Origin of the sequence: Nakamurella leprariae, from assembly GCF_016918035.1 — a bacterium.
Classification (GTDB): domain Bacteria; phylum Actinomycetota; class Actinomycetes; order Mycobacteriales; family Nakamurellaceae; genus Nakamurella; species Nakamurella leprariae.
This window is the reverse complement of the sequence record NZ_JAERWK010000020.1, coordinates 119712-136781: the sequence shown is the minus strand read 5'-3', so window position 1 is coordinate 136781 and position 17070 is coordinate 119712. Positions and strand designations below refer to the sequence as shown.

The following is a 17070-nucleotide window of genomic DNA, read 5'->3' as shown; positions in this document are numbered from 1 at the left end:
ACGGGCTGGGGTGGAACCGCCCCGGCCGTTACCCTCAGATCGAATCTGAGATCTCATATGTGATCCGTGGACGGACACGATCGGAAGGGGCCCGATGTCTCAGCTCGTCCTGCGCGGCGGCATGGTGCTGACCCTCGATGACGCGGGCACCTGGCTGGAGCGCGGCACCGTGGTCGTCGACGGCGACCGCATCTCGTGGATCGGTCCGGCCGACGCCGAGCCGGAGACCGCCGCCGGCGCCGAGATCATCGATGCCACCGACAAGGTCATCATGCCCGGGCTGGTCGACCTGCACTTCCACACCGCGCTCGGCAAGGGCTACAACGACCACATGCCGTTGTGGGAGTACCTCGACGAGTGCTGGTACCCGATGATCCGGGCCCTGGACCACGACGCGGCCTACTGGGCGGCGATGGCCAGCTACACGGAGTCCGTCAAGGCCGGGGTGACGACGGTCAACGACATGTACCGCCGGCTGGATGCCCTGGCCGTGGCGGCCGAGGAGACCGGCATCCGGGCGGTGCTGTCCAACGACATCGCCACCGACGAGCACGACCTGGACACCCTGCAGGACAACATCGACGCCTTCCACCGCAGTCACGGCGCGGCCGGCGGGCGCGTCCAGGTGCGGATGGGCATCGAGTGGCTGCCACTGGCCTCGCCGGAACTGCTGCGGGACGTGCGCGCGGCGGCGACCGACCTCGGCATCGGCATCCACATCCACCTCAACGAGTCCATGTCCGAGGTGGAGAACAGCCTGGAGCGGTTCGGTCGCCGGCCCACCGAACTGGCATACGAGCTCGGTTTCCTGGGTCCCGACGTGGTCGCGGCGCACTGCGTGCACCTGTCCGACGCCGAGATCGGAATGATGGCCGAGACCGGCACGTCGATCTCGCACAACCCCAGCTCGAACGCCAAGCTCGGCAACGGCATCGCCCGGGTGCCCGAGATGCAAGCGGCCGGGATCAACGTCGGCCTGGGCCACGACGCGGTGGAGTGCAACAACAGCGCGGACATGTTCGAGGTGCTCAAGTACGCCTCGCTCATGCACCGGGCGCAGCGTCAGGACGCCGGCGTGATGCCGGCCGACCACGTGCTGCGGATGGCCACTCGCAACGGAGCCCGCGCCCTCGGGCACGAGACCGGCCAGCTGGTCCCCGGGGCCAAGGCCGACATCATCCTGGTCGAGACGAACTCGGTGGAGTTCACTCCGCTGCTGCGGGACACCGCCACCCACATCACCAGCCACCTGGTCTTCGCCGCCAACGGATCGGCGGTCGACACGACGATCGTGGACGGCAGGGTCCTCATGCGCGGCCGTCAGCTGTTGACGGTCGACGAGGACCGCATCGTGCGCGAGACCAACGCGGCCTTCCGCCGCACCGTGAACCGCATGACGGTGGTCCGCCGGGACCACTGAGCCGCGTCCGGGTCCCGGCCCGGCGTCCCGGCTCTCCCGCTCCGGCCGCCCGGCCGGCCCCTCAGTCCCTCCGAGTGATTCCCCGACTCCCTTCCCCACCCCTGCCCCCGAAAGGGATGTGACCGTGAAGAAGCTTCGCGCCGCGGCTGCCGCCGCGACGGCGCTCGTGCTGGCCGGCGCTCTCGCCGCCTGCTCGAGCGATTCCGGCTCCGAGAGTTCCGCCGGCACCACCGGCGGGTCGTCCGGGTCGTCCCAGCCCGAGTCGCCGACCACCGTGCGGTTCGCGCTGGACTGGACACCGAACACCAACCACACCGGCCTGTACGTGGCCATCAACAAGGGCTACTTCGCCGATGCCGGCATCGACGTCGAGATCCTGCCCTACAACAACAGCAGTCCCGAGGTCCTCATCGACGCTGGCCAGGCCGAGTTCGGCATCGGCTTCCAGAACCAGTCGGCCGTCCCGATGGCCGCCGGGGCCGACCTGCAGTCGGTGCTGGCCGTCGAGCAGACCTGGACGACGGCCATCAGCGTGCTCGCCAGCCGGGACGACATCCAGAGTCCGGCCGACCTCGACGGACTGGTCTACGGCGGGTTCGGCACCCCGGCCGAGGAGACGACCATGAAGGCCGTCATCCAGGACGCCGGTGGCACCGGGGAGTTCGAGAGCGTCATCCTGGGTACCACCGCCTACGAGGCGCTGTACTCCGGGGACGTCGACTTCACCGTGCCCTTCATCGCCTGGGAGGGCATCGAGGCCGAGCACCGCGGCGTCGAGCTGAAGAACTTCAACTACGTCGACTACGGCTTCCCGGACAACTACGCCGTCATCGTGGTCGGCAACACCACCTGGATGCAGGACAACCCCGAGGTGGCCAAGGGCTTCGTGCAGGCCATGGCCCGTGGCTACGAGGACGCCATCGCCGATCCGGCCGGCGCCGCGGCGATCCTGCAGGAGGAGAACGCCGACGTGCTCACTGACCTGGACTTCCTGGTCGAGAGCCAGACCATGCTGTCGGAGCAGTTCATGCTCGACGACCAGGGGCAGTTCGGCCGGCAGACGCAGGAGCAGTGGGACGCGCTCGGGGCCTTCCTGTTCGACTCCGGTCTGCTGGTGGACGCCGACGGCGACCCGCTGACCGAGGCGCCCGACTGGAGCCAGTACTTCACCAACGACTACCTCGAAGGCTGATCGACGACCGGGCAGGGGCGGCGCCGTCGGCGTCGCCCCTGCCCGCGGAGGACCGACCCGTGACAGACACCGCTCCACGCGCCGCTGACACCACTGCGGACCCCGGCGCCGCCCGTCCGTCGATCACCCGGCTCGTCCGCGGGCGGATCGACGAGGTCGCCGCCGGCTGGATCGACCTCCCCGTGCTGCGGGGGATCGCCGACGGCACGCTCGACCGCGCGGTCTTCCGCAACTACCTCGAGCAGGACTTCCTCTACATCGCCTACTACGCGCGGATCTACGTGCGGTTGGCCGCGGCCGCGACGGACGACGAGCTGGTCGAACGGTTCGTGAAGCTCGCGTCCGCGATCTACTCGACCGAACTCGACCACCACCGCCGGGCGTCCGCCCCGTTCGGCTGCGACTTCGAGTCGGCCACGCCGTCCACCGAGCTCGGTGACTACCTGGACTTCTTCGAGGAGATCAAGGGCGACGCCGCCGACACCCTGGTCGGCATGACGCCCTGCATCTACGGCTACGGAGTCGCGTTGTCCCAGCTCCGCGCCGCGGCGACCGGCGACGGCGAGTACGCGACCTGGCTGCGGATCTACAGCGGCGACGAGTACGAGGCCGCGATGGAACGCCACCTGGCGCTGCTCGACGACCTGGACATCACCCCGGAGCGGGCACTGGAGTTGACCGACCGCGCGCTCGGACTCGAGCGTGCCTTCTGGAACCAACGACCCCGGACGTGACCCGGGCGCGCGACACGACGGCAGCACATGGGACGGGAACAGTGACAGTGACACGGGGCAGTGGGACGGGCAGTGACACCAGCAGAGCCACCGGCAGTGGGACGGAGCACACGATGACCGACGTCCAGCAGACGGCGACGGGCGCGGGCGCCCGGCCGGTGGACCCCATCGCCCAGGCCGTCCAGCCGCGCCGTCGCCGCCGGCCGCGCACCCGCAACCTGTGGGCCAACGTCGTGCCGTCGGTGGTCATCCTGGCCATCGTCATCGCGGTCTGGGAGGTGCTGGTCCGCTCGCTGGAGGTGCGCCCCCAGGTGCTGCCGCCGCCGAGCCGGGTGCTCGAGCAGGGGTGGGCCCAGCGCTCGACGATCCTGGAGCACGCCGGCGCGACCCTGCAGGTGACCATCACCGGGTTCGCGGTGTCGCTGGTGGTGGCCTGGATCATCGCCGTCTCGATCGACTTCTCGCCGGTGCTGCGCCGGGGGGTGATGCCGCTGCTGGTCGCCTCGCAGACCATCCCGATCATCGCCATCGCGCCGCTGATGATCATCTGGTTCGGCTTCGGGCTGCTGCCCAAGATGCTGGTCGTCGCGCTGGTGACGTTCTTCCCGATCGTCGTGGGCCTGGTCGAGGGGTTCAACAAGACCGACCGCGAGGTCACCAACCTGCTGCGCAGCATGGGCGGGGGCCGGGTCAAGGAGTTCCTGTTCGTGCGCCTGCCGTCGGCGCTGCCGACGTTCTTCACCGCCCTGCGCATCGCCATCACCTACGCCGTCACCGGCGCCATCTTCGCGGAGTACGTCGGTGCCCAGCAGGGGCTGGGCATCTACATGAGCGTGCAGAAGAACGCGTTCCGCACCGATCTCGTGCTGGCCGCGGTCCTGGTCACCGCCGTGCTCAGCATCTGCCTGTACCTGCTGACCTTCGCCATCGAGCGCCTGGTCATCCCGTGGAGCTTCAAGGAGAGGAAGGCGCGCAGTGCGAAGTGACATGCCGAACGACATGCTGAACGACATGCCGGACGATGTGGCCGCGGGCACCCCGCGCATCCGGCTGGATCACCTCTTCCGCGAGTTCGAGCTGGGCGGCGGCGAACGCCGTCAGGTGATCGACGACATCTCCTTCTCGGTCCGCCCGGGCGAGTTCGTCTCGGTCATCGGCCCGTCCGGGTGCGGTAAGAGCACCATGTTCAACATCATCGCCGGGCTGGAGACGCCCACCTCGGGCGACGTGCTGATCGACGGTGCCGTCGCCAACGGCGAGCGCGAACACACCGCCTACATGCCGCAGAAGGACCTGCTGTTCCCGTGGCGGACCATCGTGCAGAACGCCGCGCTGGGGCTGGAGGTGCAGGGCACCCCGCGCAAGGAGGCCCGTCGCGCGGCCGCCGGGCTGTTCGCCCAGTTCGGTCTCAAGGGGTTCGAGCACTCCTTCCCGTTCGAACTGTCCGGGGGCATGCGGCAACGGGCCGCGCTGCTGCGCACGGTGGTGCAGGGCCGCGAGATCCTGCTGCTCGACGAGCCGTTCGGGGCCCTGGACTCGTTGACCCGGATCGAGATGCAGACCTGGCTGCAGGAGGTGTGGGCCGAGCACTCCTGGACCGCGGTGCTCATCACCCACGACATCCGCGAGGCCGTGTACCTCTCCGACCGGGTCATCGTGCTCAGTGCCCGGCCGGCGTCGGTGCGGCTCGACGTGGAGGTGGACCTGCCGCGGCCCCGGGACCTGTCGATGACCACCTCGCCGGAGTTCGTCCGGATCGAGGAGCAGCTCATCGAGGTGCTGCACGAGGAGTCCCGCAAGGCGTTCGAGGCGCAGAAGGCGCTGCGCTGACGACCGGCCCGGCATCCCGGGCCCGGATCAGCGTTCCGGGCTCACGGCTCGGGTTCCAGCAAGGGCAGCTGGGACTCGAGGACGTGGTGCAGGTGTGCCCGCAGCAGGGCGTCGGCGGTCTCCGCGTCGCCCTCGGCGATCGCGTCCACGATGCGCCGGTGCTGGTCGGCCGAGCTCTGGAAGCGGACCCGGCTGCGGCCGACCTGGCCGACCCGCTGCAGGTGGGCCGACAGCCGGGTGCGGATCTCCTCGAGCAGCGAGTTGTGCAGCTGCGAGAACAGGATCTCGTCGAACTCGTCCAGCGCGTCGGCCGCTGCGGCCAGCCGACCCGCGGCCACCGCCTTCTCGGTCCGAGCCACGTTGGCCCGGAGCCGCTCCACCAGTGCCGGGTCGTCCGCGAGCGCGGCACGCCGGACGCACTCGGCCTCCAGGATCTCCCGCGCCGCGTAGATCTCGTGCAGATCGGCCTGGGTGTAGCGCTTGGCGCGGGCCCCGCGGTACGGGGCGATCTCCACCAGGCCGTCCTGCTCGAGCCGGACGAGGGCCTCCCGGATGGGCGTCTTGCTGACGCCGAACCGCTCGCCGAGCGCCGCCTCGCGCAGCGGTTCGCCGGCCTTGAACGTCTGGTCGATGATCGCCTGCCGGAGCCGGGCGTAGACCAGCTCCTTGATCTGCAGCGGGTTGAGCTGCTTCTCGTCCGTCCCCGCCACCTGGTGACTCCCTCGTTCCGGTGCCGTCGCGTGGCTCATCGTGCCACGAGCCGCCGGCGGCACCGGAACACGACGGCGGGCCCCCCCCCCGGGGGGGGGCCCCCCGCCCGTCCGGCATCGCCGTGCTCAGCCCAGGTCGATCCACACCGTCTTGGTCTGCAGGTAGGGATCGAGCGCCTCGCGACCCAGCTCCTTGCCGTAGCCGCTGGCCTTGAAGCCGCCGTAGGGGATGGCCACGTCGAACATGCCGTAGGTGTTGGCCCAGACCACGCCGGCGTTGATCTTCGCGGCGACGCGGTGGGTGCGCTTGACGTCGCGGGTCCAGATGCCGGAGGCCAGGCCGAACTGGGTGTCGTTGGCCAGCGCGATCGCCTCCTCCTCGGTGTCGAACGTGCCGACCATGCCGACCGGACCGAAGATCTCGCGTTGCATGATGGTCATGTCCCGGTGCACGTCGGTGAACAGGGTGGGCTCGACGAAGAAGCCGTCGGCCAGTTCGGGCAGGCGCACGGTGCCGCCACCGACCACCGCCGTGGCGCCCTGCTCGACGCCCGAGGTGATCATGCCGTTCACCCGGGATTGCTGTTCACCGCTGACCACCGGCCCCATCGTGGTGGCCGGGTCCAGTCCGTTGCCCAGCCGGATGGCCCGCACCTTGGCGGCGAGGCCGTCGACGAACGGCTCGTACAGCGAGCGGTGCACGAACACCCGGGCGCCGGCGATGCAGCACTGGCCCTGGTTGAAGTACACGGCGCCGAAGGTGCCGGCGATGGCCGCGTCCAGGTCGGCGTCGTCGAAGACCAGGCTCGGCGACTTGCCGCCGAGCTCCAGCGACAGCCGCTTCATGTTGGCCCCGGACGCCTCGAGGATCTTTCGTCCGGTGGCGTTCTCGCCGGTGAAGGTGATCTTGTCGACATCGGGGTGCCGGGACAGCGGGGCGCCGGCGCCCTCACCGTCGCCGGTGACCACGTTGATCACCCCGGGCGGGAAGCCGATCTCCAGGGCCAGTTCGACCAGCCGCAGCGCCGACAACGGCGTCTGTTCGGCGGGCTTGAGCACCACGGTGTTGCCGGCGGCCAGCGCCGGCCCGAGCTTGTAGCCGACCATCAGCAGCGGGAAGTTCCACGGGATGATGGCGCCGACCACGCCGACCGGCTCGCGCCGGGTGTAGACGTGGAACGCGGCGCCGCCCGACGGGGTGATGGTCTCGCCGTCGATCTTGGTGGCCCAGCCGGCGTAGTACTTGAAGATCGAGGCGCACAGCGGCACGTCCAGGGCCGCCGACTCGCTGGTGGGCTTGCCGTTGTCCAGGGTGTCCAGCTGGCCCAACTCGACGGCCCGGCGCTCGATCTCCTCGCCCAGGCGCCACAGCAGATCGGCGCGGGCCGCGGGGGACAGGTCGTTCCAGACCGGCAGCGCGGCCCGCGCCGCCGCCACCGCGGCGTCGACGTCGGCCGCGGTGCCCGCCGCGACGCGGGCGATGAGCGCGCCGGTGGCCGGGTCGTGCACGTCCAGCAGGCCGCCGTCCGAGGCGGCCGGCCGCTGGTCGCCGATGATCAAGGCGTGGTCACGATGCAGGAACGCGGTGACCTCCGGCCGCAGCGTCGCTTCGAGATCAGTGACCATGGGGGCTCCGTCCGCTGTGCCGGACGGTCGGTCCCCGCTCGGCAGATGAGATCTGATATGCAATCACCCGAATCTATCGCGCCGCGCAAGCGCGGGCGGAGGCTCGGCCCAGGCGTAACAGGGAATTCACAATTCGACCGGACAACGTTGCCGCAGACGGGGTCTCGCGTCACCTTGACCCAGATAGCATGTTCGGAGCACGAAGTCGGCCCGCCTGTCGGAACCGGCCACGACGCGGGAGGGGCCGCATGACCGTGAGCGGGGACGCCGTTGCGCCCGTGCAGGTGAAGGATCTCGTCTACCGCAGACTGCGGGACGCGTTGATCGCGCACGAGTTCCGGCCGGGCGAGTCGATGCGTGAGACCGCGCTGTCCGTCCGGTTCGGCGTCAGCAAGACGCCGATCCGGGAGGCACTCGTCCGCCTCGAGCACGACGGCCTGGTCGAGATCGCCCCGTACCGCGGCGCGCGGGCCCGGGCCTACTCGGCGGAGGACGCCCGGGAGCTCTACGAGGCGCGTGAGCTGCTGGAGTGCGAGTGCGTGCGGATGGCGGCCGGCCGACCGGAGGTGCTGGACCGGTTGGAGGCCAACATCACGCAGACCGCGGCGGCGCTGGACCAGGGAGACCTGGACGAGGCGGGCACCAGTCTGGATGCCTTCGACGACCTGTTCTTCGACCTGCTCGACAACGCCCTGCTGCGCGGTGTCATCGAGCGGCTGGCGCTGCACCTGCGCCGGCTGGGCAGGCTGGGGGCGGGCCCGGCCCGCTTCTCGGACTCGCTGGCCCAGCACCGCGCCATCCTGGATGCCCTGCGCGACGACGACGTCGTGGGCGCACAGGAGGTGCTGCGGGCCCACCTGCGCGAGGTGCGCGAGGTGCAGATCGCGGCCCTGCCCGCGGTCGACGACTGACGCAGGGGGACCGGGCCCCGCCGCAGGTGTAACGAACTGTTCACACGGACTGTGGTCCGGGCCGCTGTGCCCGGCCGGGCCAGCAGATAAGATCTGATATCTCATACACGGATGGAGGAACCGATGGGCGCGCCCACTGCCACATCGCTCTACGAGCAGGTGTCGGCCTGCATCGACACGGACCGCCTGGTCCGGCTGGTCCAGGAGGTCAGCCGCATCCCCAGCGTCCTCGGCGAGGAGGGCGCGCTGGCCGCACACCTGGCCGAGGTCATGCGTGAGTCGGGCTTCGCCGGCGTCGAGTTGCAGCCGGTGCTGCCGGAGCGCCCGAACGCCATCGGGCACGTCGACTTCGGGGACGCCCCGGAACAGGGGCCGACCGTCGTGCTCACCGGGCACATGGACACCAAGCCGGTCTCACACGGCTGGACGAAGACCGAGCCGTTCTCCGGCGAACTCATCGACGGCGCGATCTACGGCCACGGGATCATGGACATGAAGGCGGCGCTGGTCTGCCAGATCGTGGCCATCGAGGCGCTGCGCGCCTCGGGTCTGCCGGTCAACGGGCGAGTCGCGATGGCCGCGGTCTCCGACCACATGGGCGACCAGCTCGGCTCCATCGAGTACTTCAAGGACCGTTCGGCGGACTACTGCATCCTCGGCGAGCTGTCGGACAACGAGATCTTCCTGGGGCACCGCGGGCGGTACTACTTCGACATCATCGTCCGCGGCGTCTCGGCGCACACCTGCCACAAGCCGCTGGCGGTGAACGCCAACATGTTGGCCGCGCACGCCATCATCGAGCTCGACAAGTCGGCGCTGCGGCCGCAGCTCGAGGACTGGGTGGTCGAGCTGTTCGGGCCGGAGACCTACATGGCGCCGGGTCGCGTCTACGGCGGGCTGCCGCCGGGCGGGCCGTCGATGATCCCGGACGAGTGCGTCATCCGCGTCGACTGCCGGCCCCAGCCGGGCGTCACCATCGAGCAGGTGCGCGCCGAGATCGACGCCTGCCTGGCCCGGGCCGCGGAGTCCGAGCCGCGCTTCCAGGCCGAGGTGGTGCTGGCCGACGTCAAGAGCGGGTACCTGGCCTCGCCCGAGGCCCCGGTGACCGGCCTGATGCGCCGAGCCGTCGAGGCCGTGCGGGGTCAGGAGCCGGACCTGCAGGTGGCCGGCTGGCTCGGTGACACCGCCAGCTTCGGCCAGGACATCCCCACCATCATCTTCGGGCCCGGTGGGGAGCCGGTGTACTGCCCCGACGAGCACCTCCCGGTCGAGGACATCATCGAAGCCACCCGCGTGTACGCGACGTTCTGCGCCATGGCGCTGGCCGGGTCCGAGCAGGCCTGAGCCGGCGCCGGAGGGAAGGAGTGCCCTGATGAGGACCGGAGTCGCACTACAGCCCGTGTACCCCTCGGCGCAGTTCGGGGACATGGTCACGGAGATCGAACGGCTGGGCTTCGACGAGTTCTGGCTCACCGACTCGTCGCTGCACTCCAAGTACAGCCCGATGTACCTGGCCATCGCGGCGATGCGCACCGCGCGGATGACCCTGGGCAACGCGGTGACCAACCCGGTCACCCGGCACCCGGCGCTCGGCGCGGTCGCCGCGGCCACGCTCAACGAGATGTCCGGCGGCCGGGCCGTCTACGGGCTCGGTGCCGGGGACCGGCCGTTGCTGGCCCTGGGGCTCAGGCCGGCGAAGCTGGCCCTGCTCGAGGACGCGATCGTCGCCGCACGCGAGTTGTGGACGGGAGCCACGGTGACCCGCCAGTACCGCGGGTTCGCCCTGGACGACGCGCACATGCGGTTCGACGTGCCGACCGAGATCCCCGTGTGGATCTCGGCGTCCGGGCCGAAGACGCTGGAGCTGGCCGGCCGGGTGGCCGACGGGGTGGTGCTGCTGGCCGGGCTGCACCCGGACGGGCTGCGGTACGCCCTGGAGCACATCGACCGCGGGGTGCAGCAGGCGGGACGCACCGAGCGGCCGAAGATCTCGGTGTTCGGCTACGGCGCGGTGGACGACGACCGCGAGCGCGCGCTGGCCGCGGCCCGGACCATCGCGGCGTGGTTCCCGCAGACGGCCCCGGTGTACTGCGAGCTGGCCGGGCTCGATCCGGCGCTCATCGAGCGGGTCCGCGGGATGTACCAGGGCGGCGAGTTCCAGGAGGCGGCGAAGGCGGCCGCGCTGCTGCCCGAGGACTTCGTGCACCGCATGTCGCTCTCGGGTGACAAGGCCGCGGTGGCCGAGCACATCACCAACCTGGAGGCGCTGGGAGTCGACGGTTTCACCGTCTTCCCGCTGGGCGGGGACGCCGACTACCGGATGGCCACCGTCGCGCAGTTCGCGTCCTGTTTCCCGGCCCCGGCGGCGACTGCGTGATGGGTACCGTCTGATGGGCCCAGTCTGATGGGCCAGTCTGATGGGCCCCGGCTGATGGATGCCGACAGATGACCGCGATGCCGATGCTCCCGGACCGGACGGTGTCCCGTGCGCTCGACACCTGTCTGGGTCTGCGGGCCGGGGAGACGGTCGTGCTGCTCACCGACGCCGGGACCGACCGGGCTGTGGTCGCCGGGCTGATGGCCGGCATCCGGGAGCGCCGCGCAGAGCCGGTGGAGCGGGTGCTGCCGGTGTATCCGCTGCCCGGCAGCGAACCACCGGCGGACACCGCCGCGGCGTTGGCCGCCGCCGACTGCGGGATCGAGCTGACCAGCACGTTCATCGGGTCCAGTCGGGCCCGACGGGAGGCATCCGCGGCCGGGACCCGCTACCTGTGCATGCCGGCGGTCACCGCGGGCACGTTCCGGCTGGGCGGGCCGTTCGACGTCGACTTCGACGCCCTGGCCCGCACCACCCACCGGCTGGCCCGGGCCTGGGAGGCGGCCTCGACCTACCGGATCACCACGCCGGCCGGCACCGACCTGCGCGGGTCGGTGGCCGGTCGCCGCGGCCGGGCGCTGACCGGGGTGGCCCGGGAGCCGGGGGAGTACATGGCTCCGCCGGACATCGAGTCGGGCACCGCCCCGGTCGAGGGCAGCAGCACCGGCGTCATCGTCATCGACGCCGACTTCCTGTTCATGGGGCCGGGTCCGGTGCCCGCCCCGGCCGTGCTGCACGTCCGCGACGGACTGCTGGTGGGCACCGACGGTGACGAGGCGGCCCGGCTCACCGAGATGATGGCCCGCTGCCGGGACCCGAGGATGACCAACCTGGCCGAGGTCTCGGTCGGGCTGAACCCGCAGGGATCGGTGTGCGGGGTGCCCATGGAGACCGAGTCGACCCTGGGCAGCGCGCACGTGGCGTTCGGCAACTCGATCGCCTACGGCGGGACCGTCGACGCCGTGGCCCACCTGGACTGCGTCATGCGCGACGCCACCGTCCACCTCGACGGCGTCCCCGTCATCCGGGCGGGCGTGCTGGCCGATGACTGACCAGCCGATCTCCAGACCGTACGACTGACGACAGAGGACATCATGGCTGCTTCGTTCGAAGATCTGCTCGCCCGCCCGGACCTGGTCTGGATGGGGCAGAACACCACGCACCTCGATCCGCCCGCGGAGGTGGTGCAGGCGCTGGAGCAGTCGGTGCGGGACCGCGACTTCCAGGTCTACGCCCCACCGGCCGGCTTCGAGGAACTGCGCCGGCTGGTGGGCGAGGACATCGGCCTGCCCGAGGTCCAGGTCTGGATCACCGACGGCGCCGTCGCCGGCCTCTACCACCTGTGCATGACGCTGGCCCCGACGATCTCGCGGGTCATCACCACCGACCCGGGCTGGCCGTGGCCGGGGCGTTTCCTGGGTCGTACCGGGGTGCCGCTGTCGGCGCTGGACGTCTACGACACCCCGACCCGCACGCTGACCGCCGCTCAGGTCGCCGAGGTCATCGAGCCGCGATCGCTCATCTACCTGATCGACCCGCTGAATCCGCTGGGCAGTCGGTACGCCCGGGCCGAGCTCGAGGCGATCGTCGCGCTGGCCCGCGAGACGCAGTCGCTGATCGTGCACGACTGCACCTACCGGCACTTCGCGACCGGGCACAGCCTGGTCGCCGAGCTGTACCCGGAGGGCACCTTCACCACGTACAGCTTCTCCAAGTGGCTGGGCCTGGCCGGGCTGCGGCTGGGCGCGGTGATCGCGGAGCCCCAACTGCTTTCGGCGCTCACCGCGGTGCCGGCCAATCCGCTGGGGGCCGGCATCGTCGGGCAGCGGGCGGCCATCGCCGGGCTCAAGGTGCGCGGGCCGTGGCTGGAGCAGGTGCGCCGGGTGAACCGGGCCAACATCGAACGGGTCGAGCAGGTGGTCGCGGACACCGGGTTCGGTGAGGTGGTCGTGTCGCCCTCGCACGGCAACTTCCTGGCCGTGGACGTCACCGCGACCGGATTGCACTCCGAGACCGTCTGCGACGCCCTGCTGGCCGCCGACGTGTTCATCCGGCCGGGCACCTACCAGTCGCCGCACTTCGGCGAGCGGTTCGTGAAGGTGTCGACCTCGGTGCCGCCGGCGTGGGTGGAACGGTTCGCCGCGGCCTGGACGTCGCTGGCCGAACGCACCCGGGTGACGGTGTGAGCCGGTACGCCGAGCTGACCCCGGACGCCTACCGGGTGCTCAGCGGCGTGGAGCTGGGTGCGGGGGTGGCGCGGGGCGAGTGGTCGCCGGTGCAACTGGCCCGGCTGGCGCTGGACCTGGCCCGGGAGGCGGAACCGGCGATCAACGCCTACGTCGGGTTCCGCGAGGACGCCGCGCTGGCCGAGGCGGCCGGGCTGGAACGCGAGGCGGCCGAGGGCCGGCTGCGCAGCCCGCTGCACGGGGTACCGATCGCCAGCAAGGACAACATGTACCTGGTCGGGGAGCCCGCGTTGAAGGGCTCCCGGACCACGTCGGCCGAGCCGGCGCGGACCGCCAGCCCGTTCGTGCAGCGGTTGGTCGACGCGGGCACCGTGGTCATCGGCCGGACCACCACGCCGGAGTTCGGCTGGAAGGGCACCGGCATCTCTCCGTTGACCGGCATCACTCGCAACCCGTGGGACCCGAGCCGGAACAGCGGCGGGTCCAGCGCCGGGTCCGGCGCGACCGTGGGCTCCGGGGCGGTGCCCATCGCCACCGGCTCGGACGCCGGCGGATCGGTCCGCATCCCGGCGGCGTTCTGCGGCACGGTGGGCCTCAAGCCCACCCTCAGTGCCATCCCGGTGTGGCCGGGGACGGTGAACGAGAGCCTCTCGCACGCCGGACCGCTCACCCGGACCGTGGCCGACGCGCAGGCGGTGCTGGCGCTGACCCGCGGTCCGGACGCACGAGATCCGCAGTCCGCGTTCGTCCGGCCCGACCCGGCGGTGACCGGCCGGCCGCTGCGGGTCGGCGTGGTGGCGGCCCCGTTCGGCATCGCCCCGTCGGCCGAGGTGGCCGCGCGCACCGCACCGGCGGTGGAGGCGGTGCGGCGCAGCGGCATCGCCGAGTTCGTCGATCTGGACCTGGATCCGGCCGTGCCGCGGGAGATCTTCGAGGGGCTGTGGGTCACCGGGCGCGGGCACGGGTTCGCCGATCTGATCCGGGCGCAGGGTGATGTGATGGACCCCGGGCTGGCCCGGCTGCTGCCGCTGGCCCAGGAGTACTCGCTGCCCGACTTCCTGGACGTGCTCCAGGCGCGCCGGGCGTTCAACGCGGCGCTGTTCGCCGTGTTCGACCGGGTCGACCTGCTGCTCATGCCGACGATGCCACTGGTCGCCTTCGAGGCCGACCGGGAGGTGCCGGTGGGCGGGGAGTCCGGCGCCAAGCTGCCCTGGATCACCTGGACGCCGTACACCTACCCGTTCAACGTCACCGGGCAGCCGGCGCTGACCGTGCCGTTCGGCCGTGGACCGGGCCGGTTGCCGGTGGGACTGCAGGTGGTGGGCCCGTTCTCGGGTGACGAGACGGTGCTGGCCTTCGGTGCGGCGGTGGAGCGGGTGCTCGCCCCGACGGACGAGTCGGTGGTGGCGCCGCGGCGGTGAGCCGCGCCCGGTCGGGCGGGGCGCGGACACGCCAGGGGCGGGCACCCGGATCGGGTGCCCGCCCCTTCGTCGTCCGCGGGTCGGTCGTGCTCGCGGCTCAGTGCCCGCCGAAGAACCGCTGGTTGGCCTCGCGGATGGACCGGGCCACGCCTTCGGTGATCTCGGCCTCGTCGACCGTGGTGAGGACCCGGTCCCGCATGACGATCTCGCCGTTGACGATGGTGGTGGCCACGTCGGAGCCGTTGGCGTGGTTGACCACGAACTCCTCGACCAGGCCGGCGTCGGTGCGGTCCATCATCGCGAACTTCACCGAGTCGACGTCCAGCAGGGTGAGATCGGCCAGCTTGCCGGCCGCGATGACGCCGGTGTCCTGGCCCAGGGCGGTGGAGCCGCCGACGGTGGCCATCCGCAGCGCTTCGGCGCTCTTGCGCGCCGTCACGTCGCGGGAGGTGGCCCGGTGCAGGTAGGTGGCCCACCGCATGATCTCGAACAGGTCGGAGCAGAAGCCGGCGTCCGTACCCATGCCGACGTTGATGCCCGCGGCCCGGAAGTCGTTCATCCGGGCGATGCCGTTGCCCAGGTAGGCGTTGGAGCCGGGGTTGTGCGAGATGTGCGTCCCGGTCTCGGCCATCATCGTGATCTCGGCGTCGGACAGGTGCACGCAGTGCGCGGCGACCACGTCGGGGCCGAGGAAGCCCAACTCGTACGCCAACTCGGTGGGCCGCTTGCCGAACCGGCTCAGCGCGTCGTCCACCTCGGACATCGACTCGTTGAGGTGGATGTGGATGCCGGTGCCCAGTTCGGTGGCCGCGGCCCGCACCTCCGTGAGCAGCTCCGGTGTCGCGCAGGGCAGCCACTCGACGCCGAGCCACACCCGGGCCAGGCCGTCACCGTTCGCCCCGCCGTTCACCGCGTGGAACGCCTCGACGTTGGTGGCCACGGTGTCGATGCCGGTCTCCGGGGTGGCGATCTCGCTGGACAGCACCGCGCGCAGTCCGAGGTCGTTCGCGGCCCGGGCCCGGGCCGGGGTGAGCACGTACATGTCGTTCACGGTGGTGACGCCGTTGCGCACCGATTCGGCGTAGCTGGCCATCGTGGCCCAGTACGCCTCCTCCTCGGTGAGCTGGCCCAGGAACGGGTACCAGTCGTCGAACAGCAGGTCCCACATGGGCTTCGTCTCGTTCGACGACTCGCCCGCGCCCTTGCCGAGATCGACGTGGTAGTGGGCATTCACCAGGCCGGGGATGACGACACGGTGTGCGGCGTCGACGACCTGGTCGTCGTCCTGAGCCAGGTGGTCGGCGGTGTCGCCGACCCAGGCGATGCGGGTGCCGTCCAGGACGACGGTGCCGTCGGACAGGAACGGCCGGGCGGGATCCATCGTCAGGACGGTCCCTCCGCTGAGCACGGTGCGGGCCATGGGTCGCCTTCCGGTCGGGGTCGGGGGTGGAGCTGTGAGGTCGGGTGGGTCAGAGCCGGGCCAGCGGGGGCAGTGCCGTGCGCAGCCGACTGCCGTATCCGTTGCGCTCCAGGATCGGCAGCACCTCCTCGCCGAGGACCCGCAGGTCGTCGACGAAGTCGGGCATGATGAAGATCATCGAGTCCAGGTCGGCCGCGTCGGCCAGGCCGGCCAGCCGCTCGGCGAGCGTCTCGGGACTGCCGGCCAGGGTGCCGGTGCTCAGGGCCATGGTCTGTGCCCAGGCGGCCGCGTCGGCGTTGTTCGACGTCACGTCGACCGGGATCGCGCCGGCGCCGAACTCGGCGGCCAGGCTGGCCAGCGCCACGGTGTCCTTGGCCTGGCTGTAGTGCTGCACCCGGCGCGCGGCGTCGGCGTCGGTCTCGCCCGGGACGACCATGAAGATGCACAGGCTCTTCAGGTGCTCGGCGCCCTGCTCGTGGGCGATGCGCCGGGTGCGCTGCCCGACCTCGATGACCCGATCGTCGGTGATGCCCTCGAACATCACGCCGTCCAGATGCTCGGCCACGAACCGCAATCCGGCGTCGCTGGTGGCCGCGCAGATCATCCGGGGCACACCCTGCACCGGCTTCGGGCCGGACTGGCAGTCCCGGAGGGTGAAGAACTCACCGTCGAAGTCGACGGACGGCTCGGTCCACAGGGCCTTGACCACCGAGACCCACTCGGCCGCGCGCCGGTACTTCTCCGGGTTGTCCAGGTCGAGCCCGATGCCCATCTGGCGCTCGGCGGCACGGTTGCCGCCGGCCACGATGTTGAGCCCGGACCGCCCACCGGAGATCTGGTCGGAGGTGGCGATGATCTTGGCCGCCACCGCGGGGTGCAGCATCGAGGTGTTGACCGTGCCCCACAACCCGATCCGCTCGGTCGCCTCGCCGAATCCGGCTGCGGCGGTGAGGGATTCCAGGTTGTCGTCGAAGTGGCGGGTGGCGCCGCCGTGGCCGCGCCACACCGCCTGGGACAGGGTGAAGTGGAAGCCCAGCCGCTCGGCCAGCTGCACCACGGTCCGGTTCGCCGCGTACGAGCCGTCCAGTACCGGGGCGTTGGTGGACGGGATCCAGCCGCCGCTGCCGATCGGGAGGAAGACGCCGTACTCGATGTCGCGCATGCGCGTCGACCCTCTGATCGCCGGGTGGTGCCCGGACGGGCACCTGATCAGGATTTAGGATCTGATATCTGAATTGCAAGA

15 protein-coding genes are annotated in these 17070 nt (G+C 71.1%); 11 read left to right on the top strand and 4 right to left on the bottom strand.

Annotation, left to right across the window (positions count from 1 at the left end; translation table 11 throughout):
* Nucleotides 1-94 precede the first annotated feature (94 nt).
* The 5 genes from JL106_RS15550 (at nt 95) to JL106_RS15530 (ending at nt 5176) form a co-directional block, all read left to right on the top strand.
* Nucleotides 95-1420: an amidohydrolase family protein gene (locus JL106_RS15550; RefSeq protein WP_205261643.1), complete on the top strand. Its 1326-nt coding sequence runs from the start codon at nt 95-97 to the stop codon at nt 1418-1420.
* Between the two features lie 118 nt (nt 1421-1538).
* Nucleotides 1539-2612 carry an ABC transporter substrate-binding protein gene (locus tag JL106_RS15545; protein WP_407940179.1) on the top strand — a complete coding sequence of 358 codons (1074 nt, stop codon included), beginning with the start codon at nt 1539-1541 and terminating at the stop codon, nt 2610-2612.
* Between the two features lie 59 nt (nt 2613-2671).
* Nucleotides 2672-3346, top strand: coding sequence for a thiaminase II/PqqC family protein (locus JL106_RS15540; RefSeq protein WP_205261641.1), 675 nt, complete (start codon nt 2672-2674; stop codon nt 3344-3346).
* A 113-nt stretch (nt 3347-3459) separates the two neighbouring features.
* Nucleotides 3460-4332, top strand: coding sequence for an ABC transporter permease (locus tag JL106_RS15535; protein ID WP_205261640.1), 873 nt, complete (start codon nt 3460-3462; stop codon nt 4330-4332).
* A gap of 1 nt (nt 4333) precedes the next feature.
* On the top strand, nt 4334-5176 hold the full coding sequence (locus tag JL106_RS15530; protein WP_236007746.1) for an ABC transporter ATP-binding protein: 843 nt from the start codon (nt 4334-4336) through the stop codon (nt 5174-5176).
* Between the two features lie 41 nt (nt 5177-5217).
* Here the strand turns inward: JL106_RS15530 and JL106_RS15525 are convergent, their stop codons facing one another.
* Both JL106_RS15525 and JL106_RS15520 read right to left on the bottom strand, forming a co-directional pair.
* Complete coding sequence (locus tag JL106_RS15525) at nt 5218-5886, bottom strand: GntR family transcriptional regulator (protein ID WP_205261639.1); 669 nt, start codon at nt 5884-5886, stop codon at nt 5218-5220.
* 126 nt (nt 5887-6012) lie between these two features.
* Nucleotides 6013-7512: an aldehyde dehydrogenase family protein gene (locus JL106_RS15520; RefSeq protein ID WP_205261638.1), complete on the bottom strand. Its 1500-nt coding sequence runs from the start codon at nt 7510-7512 to the stop codon at nt 6013-6015.
* A 248-nt stretch (nt 7513-7760) separates the two neighbouring features.
* Here JL106_RS15520 and JL106_RS15515 point away from each other — a divergent pair, with 248 nt between their 5' ends.
* From JL106_RS15515 to JL106_RS15490, 6 genes are all read left to right on the top strand, one after another.
* Nucleotides 7761-8423, top strand: a complete 663-nt coding sequence (locus tag JL106_RS15515) for a GntR family transcriptional regulator (protein WP_205261637.1) — start codon at nt 7761-7763, stop codon at nt 8421-8423.
* 123 nt (nt 8424-8546) lie between these two features.
* A complete protein-coding gene (locus JL106_RS15510; protein WP_205261636.1) occupies nt 8547-9767 on the top strand; it encodes a M20 family metallopeptidase in 1221 nt (406 codons plus the stop codon).
* 28 nt (nt 9768-9795) lie between these two features.
* The gene (locus JL106_RS15505) at nt 9796-10800 is read left to right on the top strand and encodes an LLM class flavin-dependent oxidoreductase (protein WP_205261635.1); all 1005 of its coding nucleotides are present in this window, start codon (nt 9796-9798) and stop codon (nt 10798-10800) included.
* 68 nt (nt 10801-10868) lie between these two features.
* Nucleotides 10869-11852, top strand: coding sequence for a M29 family metallopeptidase (locus JL106_RS15500; RefSeq protein WP_205261634.1), 984 nt, complete (start codon nt 10869-10871; stop codon nt 11850-11852).
* Between the two features lie 42 nt (nt 11853-11894).
* Entirely contained in the window at nt 11895-12986 is a 1092-nt protein-coding gene (locus JL106_RS15495; protein WP_205261633.1) for a pyridoxal phosphate-dependent aminotransferase, read from the top strand.
* Nucleotides 12983-14407, top strand: a complete 1425-nt coding sequence (locus JL106_RS15490; protein ID WP_205261632.1) for an amidase — start codon at nt 12983-12985, stop codon at nt 14405-14407. Before JL106_RS15495 ends, JL106_RS15490 begins: the two co-directional genes overlap by 4 nt.
* A gap of 97 nt (nt 14408-14504) precedes the next feature.
* Here JL106_RS15490 and JL106_RS15485 read toward each other — a convergent pair whose 3' ends face one another.
* On the bottom strand, nt 14505-15788 hold the full coding sequence (locus JL106_RS15485) for an amidohydrolase family protein (RefSeq protein WP_205261631.1): 1284 nt from the start codon (nt 15786-15788) through the stop codon (nt 14505-14507).
* Between the two features lie 88 nt (nt 15789-15876).
* The gene (locus tag JL106_RS15480) at nt 15877-16989 is read right to left on the bottom strand and encodes an LLM class flavin-dependent oxidoreductase (protein WP_205261630.1); all 1113 of its coding nucleotides are present in this window, start codon (nt 16987-16989) and stop codon (nt 15877-15879) included.
* Between the last annotated feature and the right edge of the window lie 81 nt (nt 16990-17070).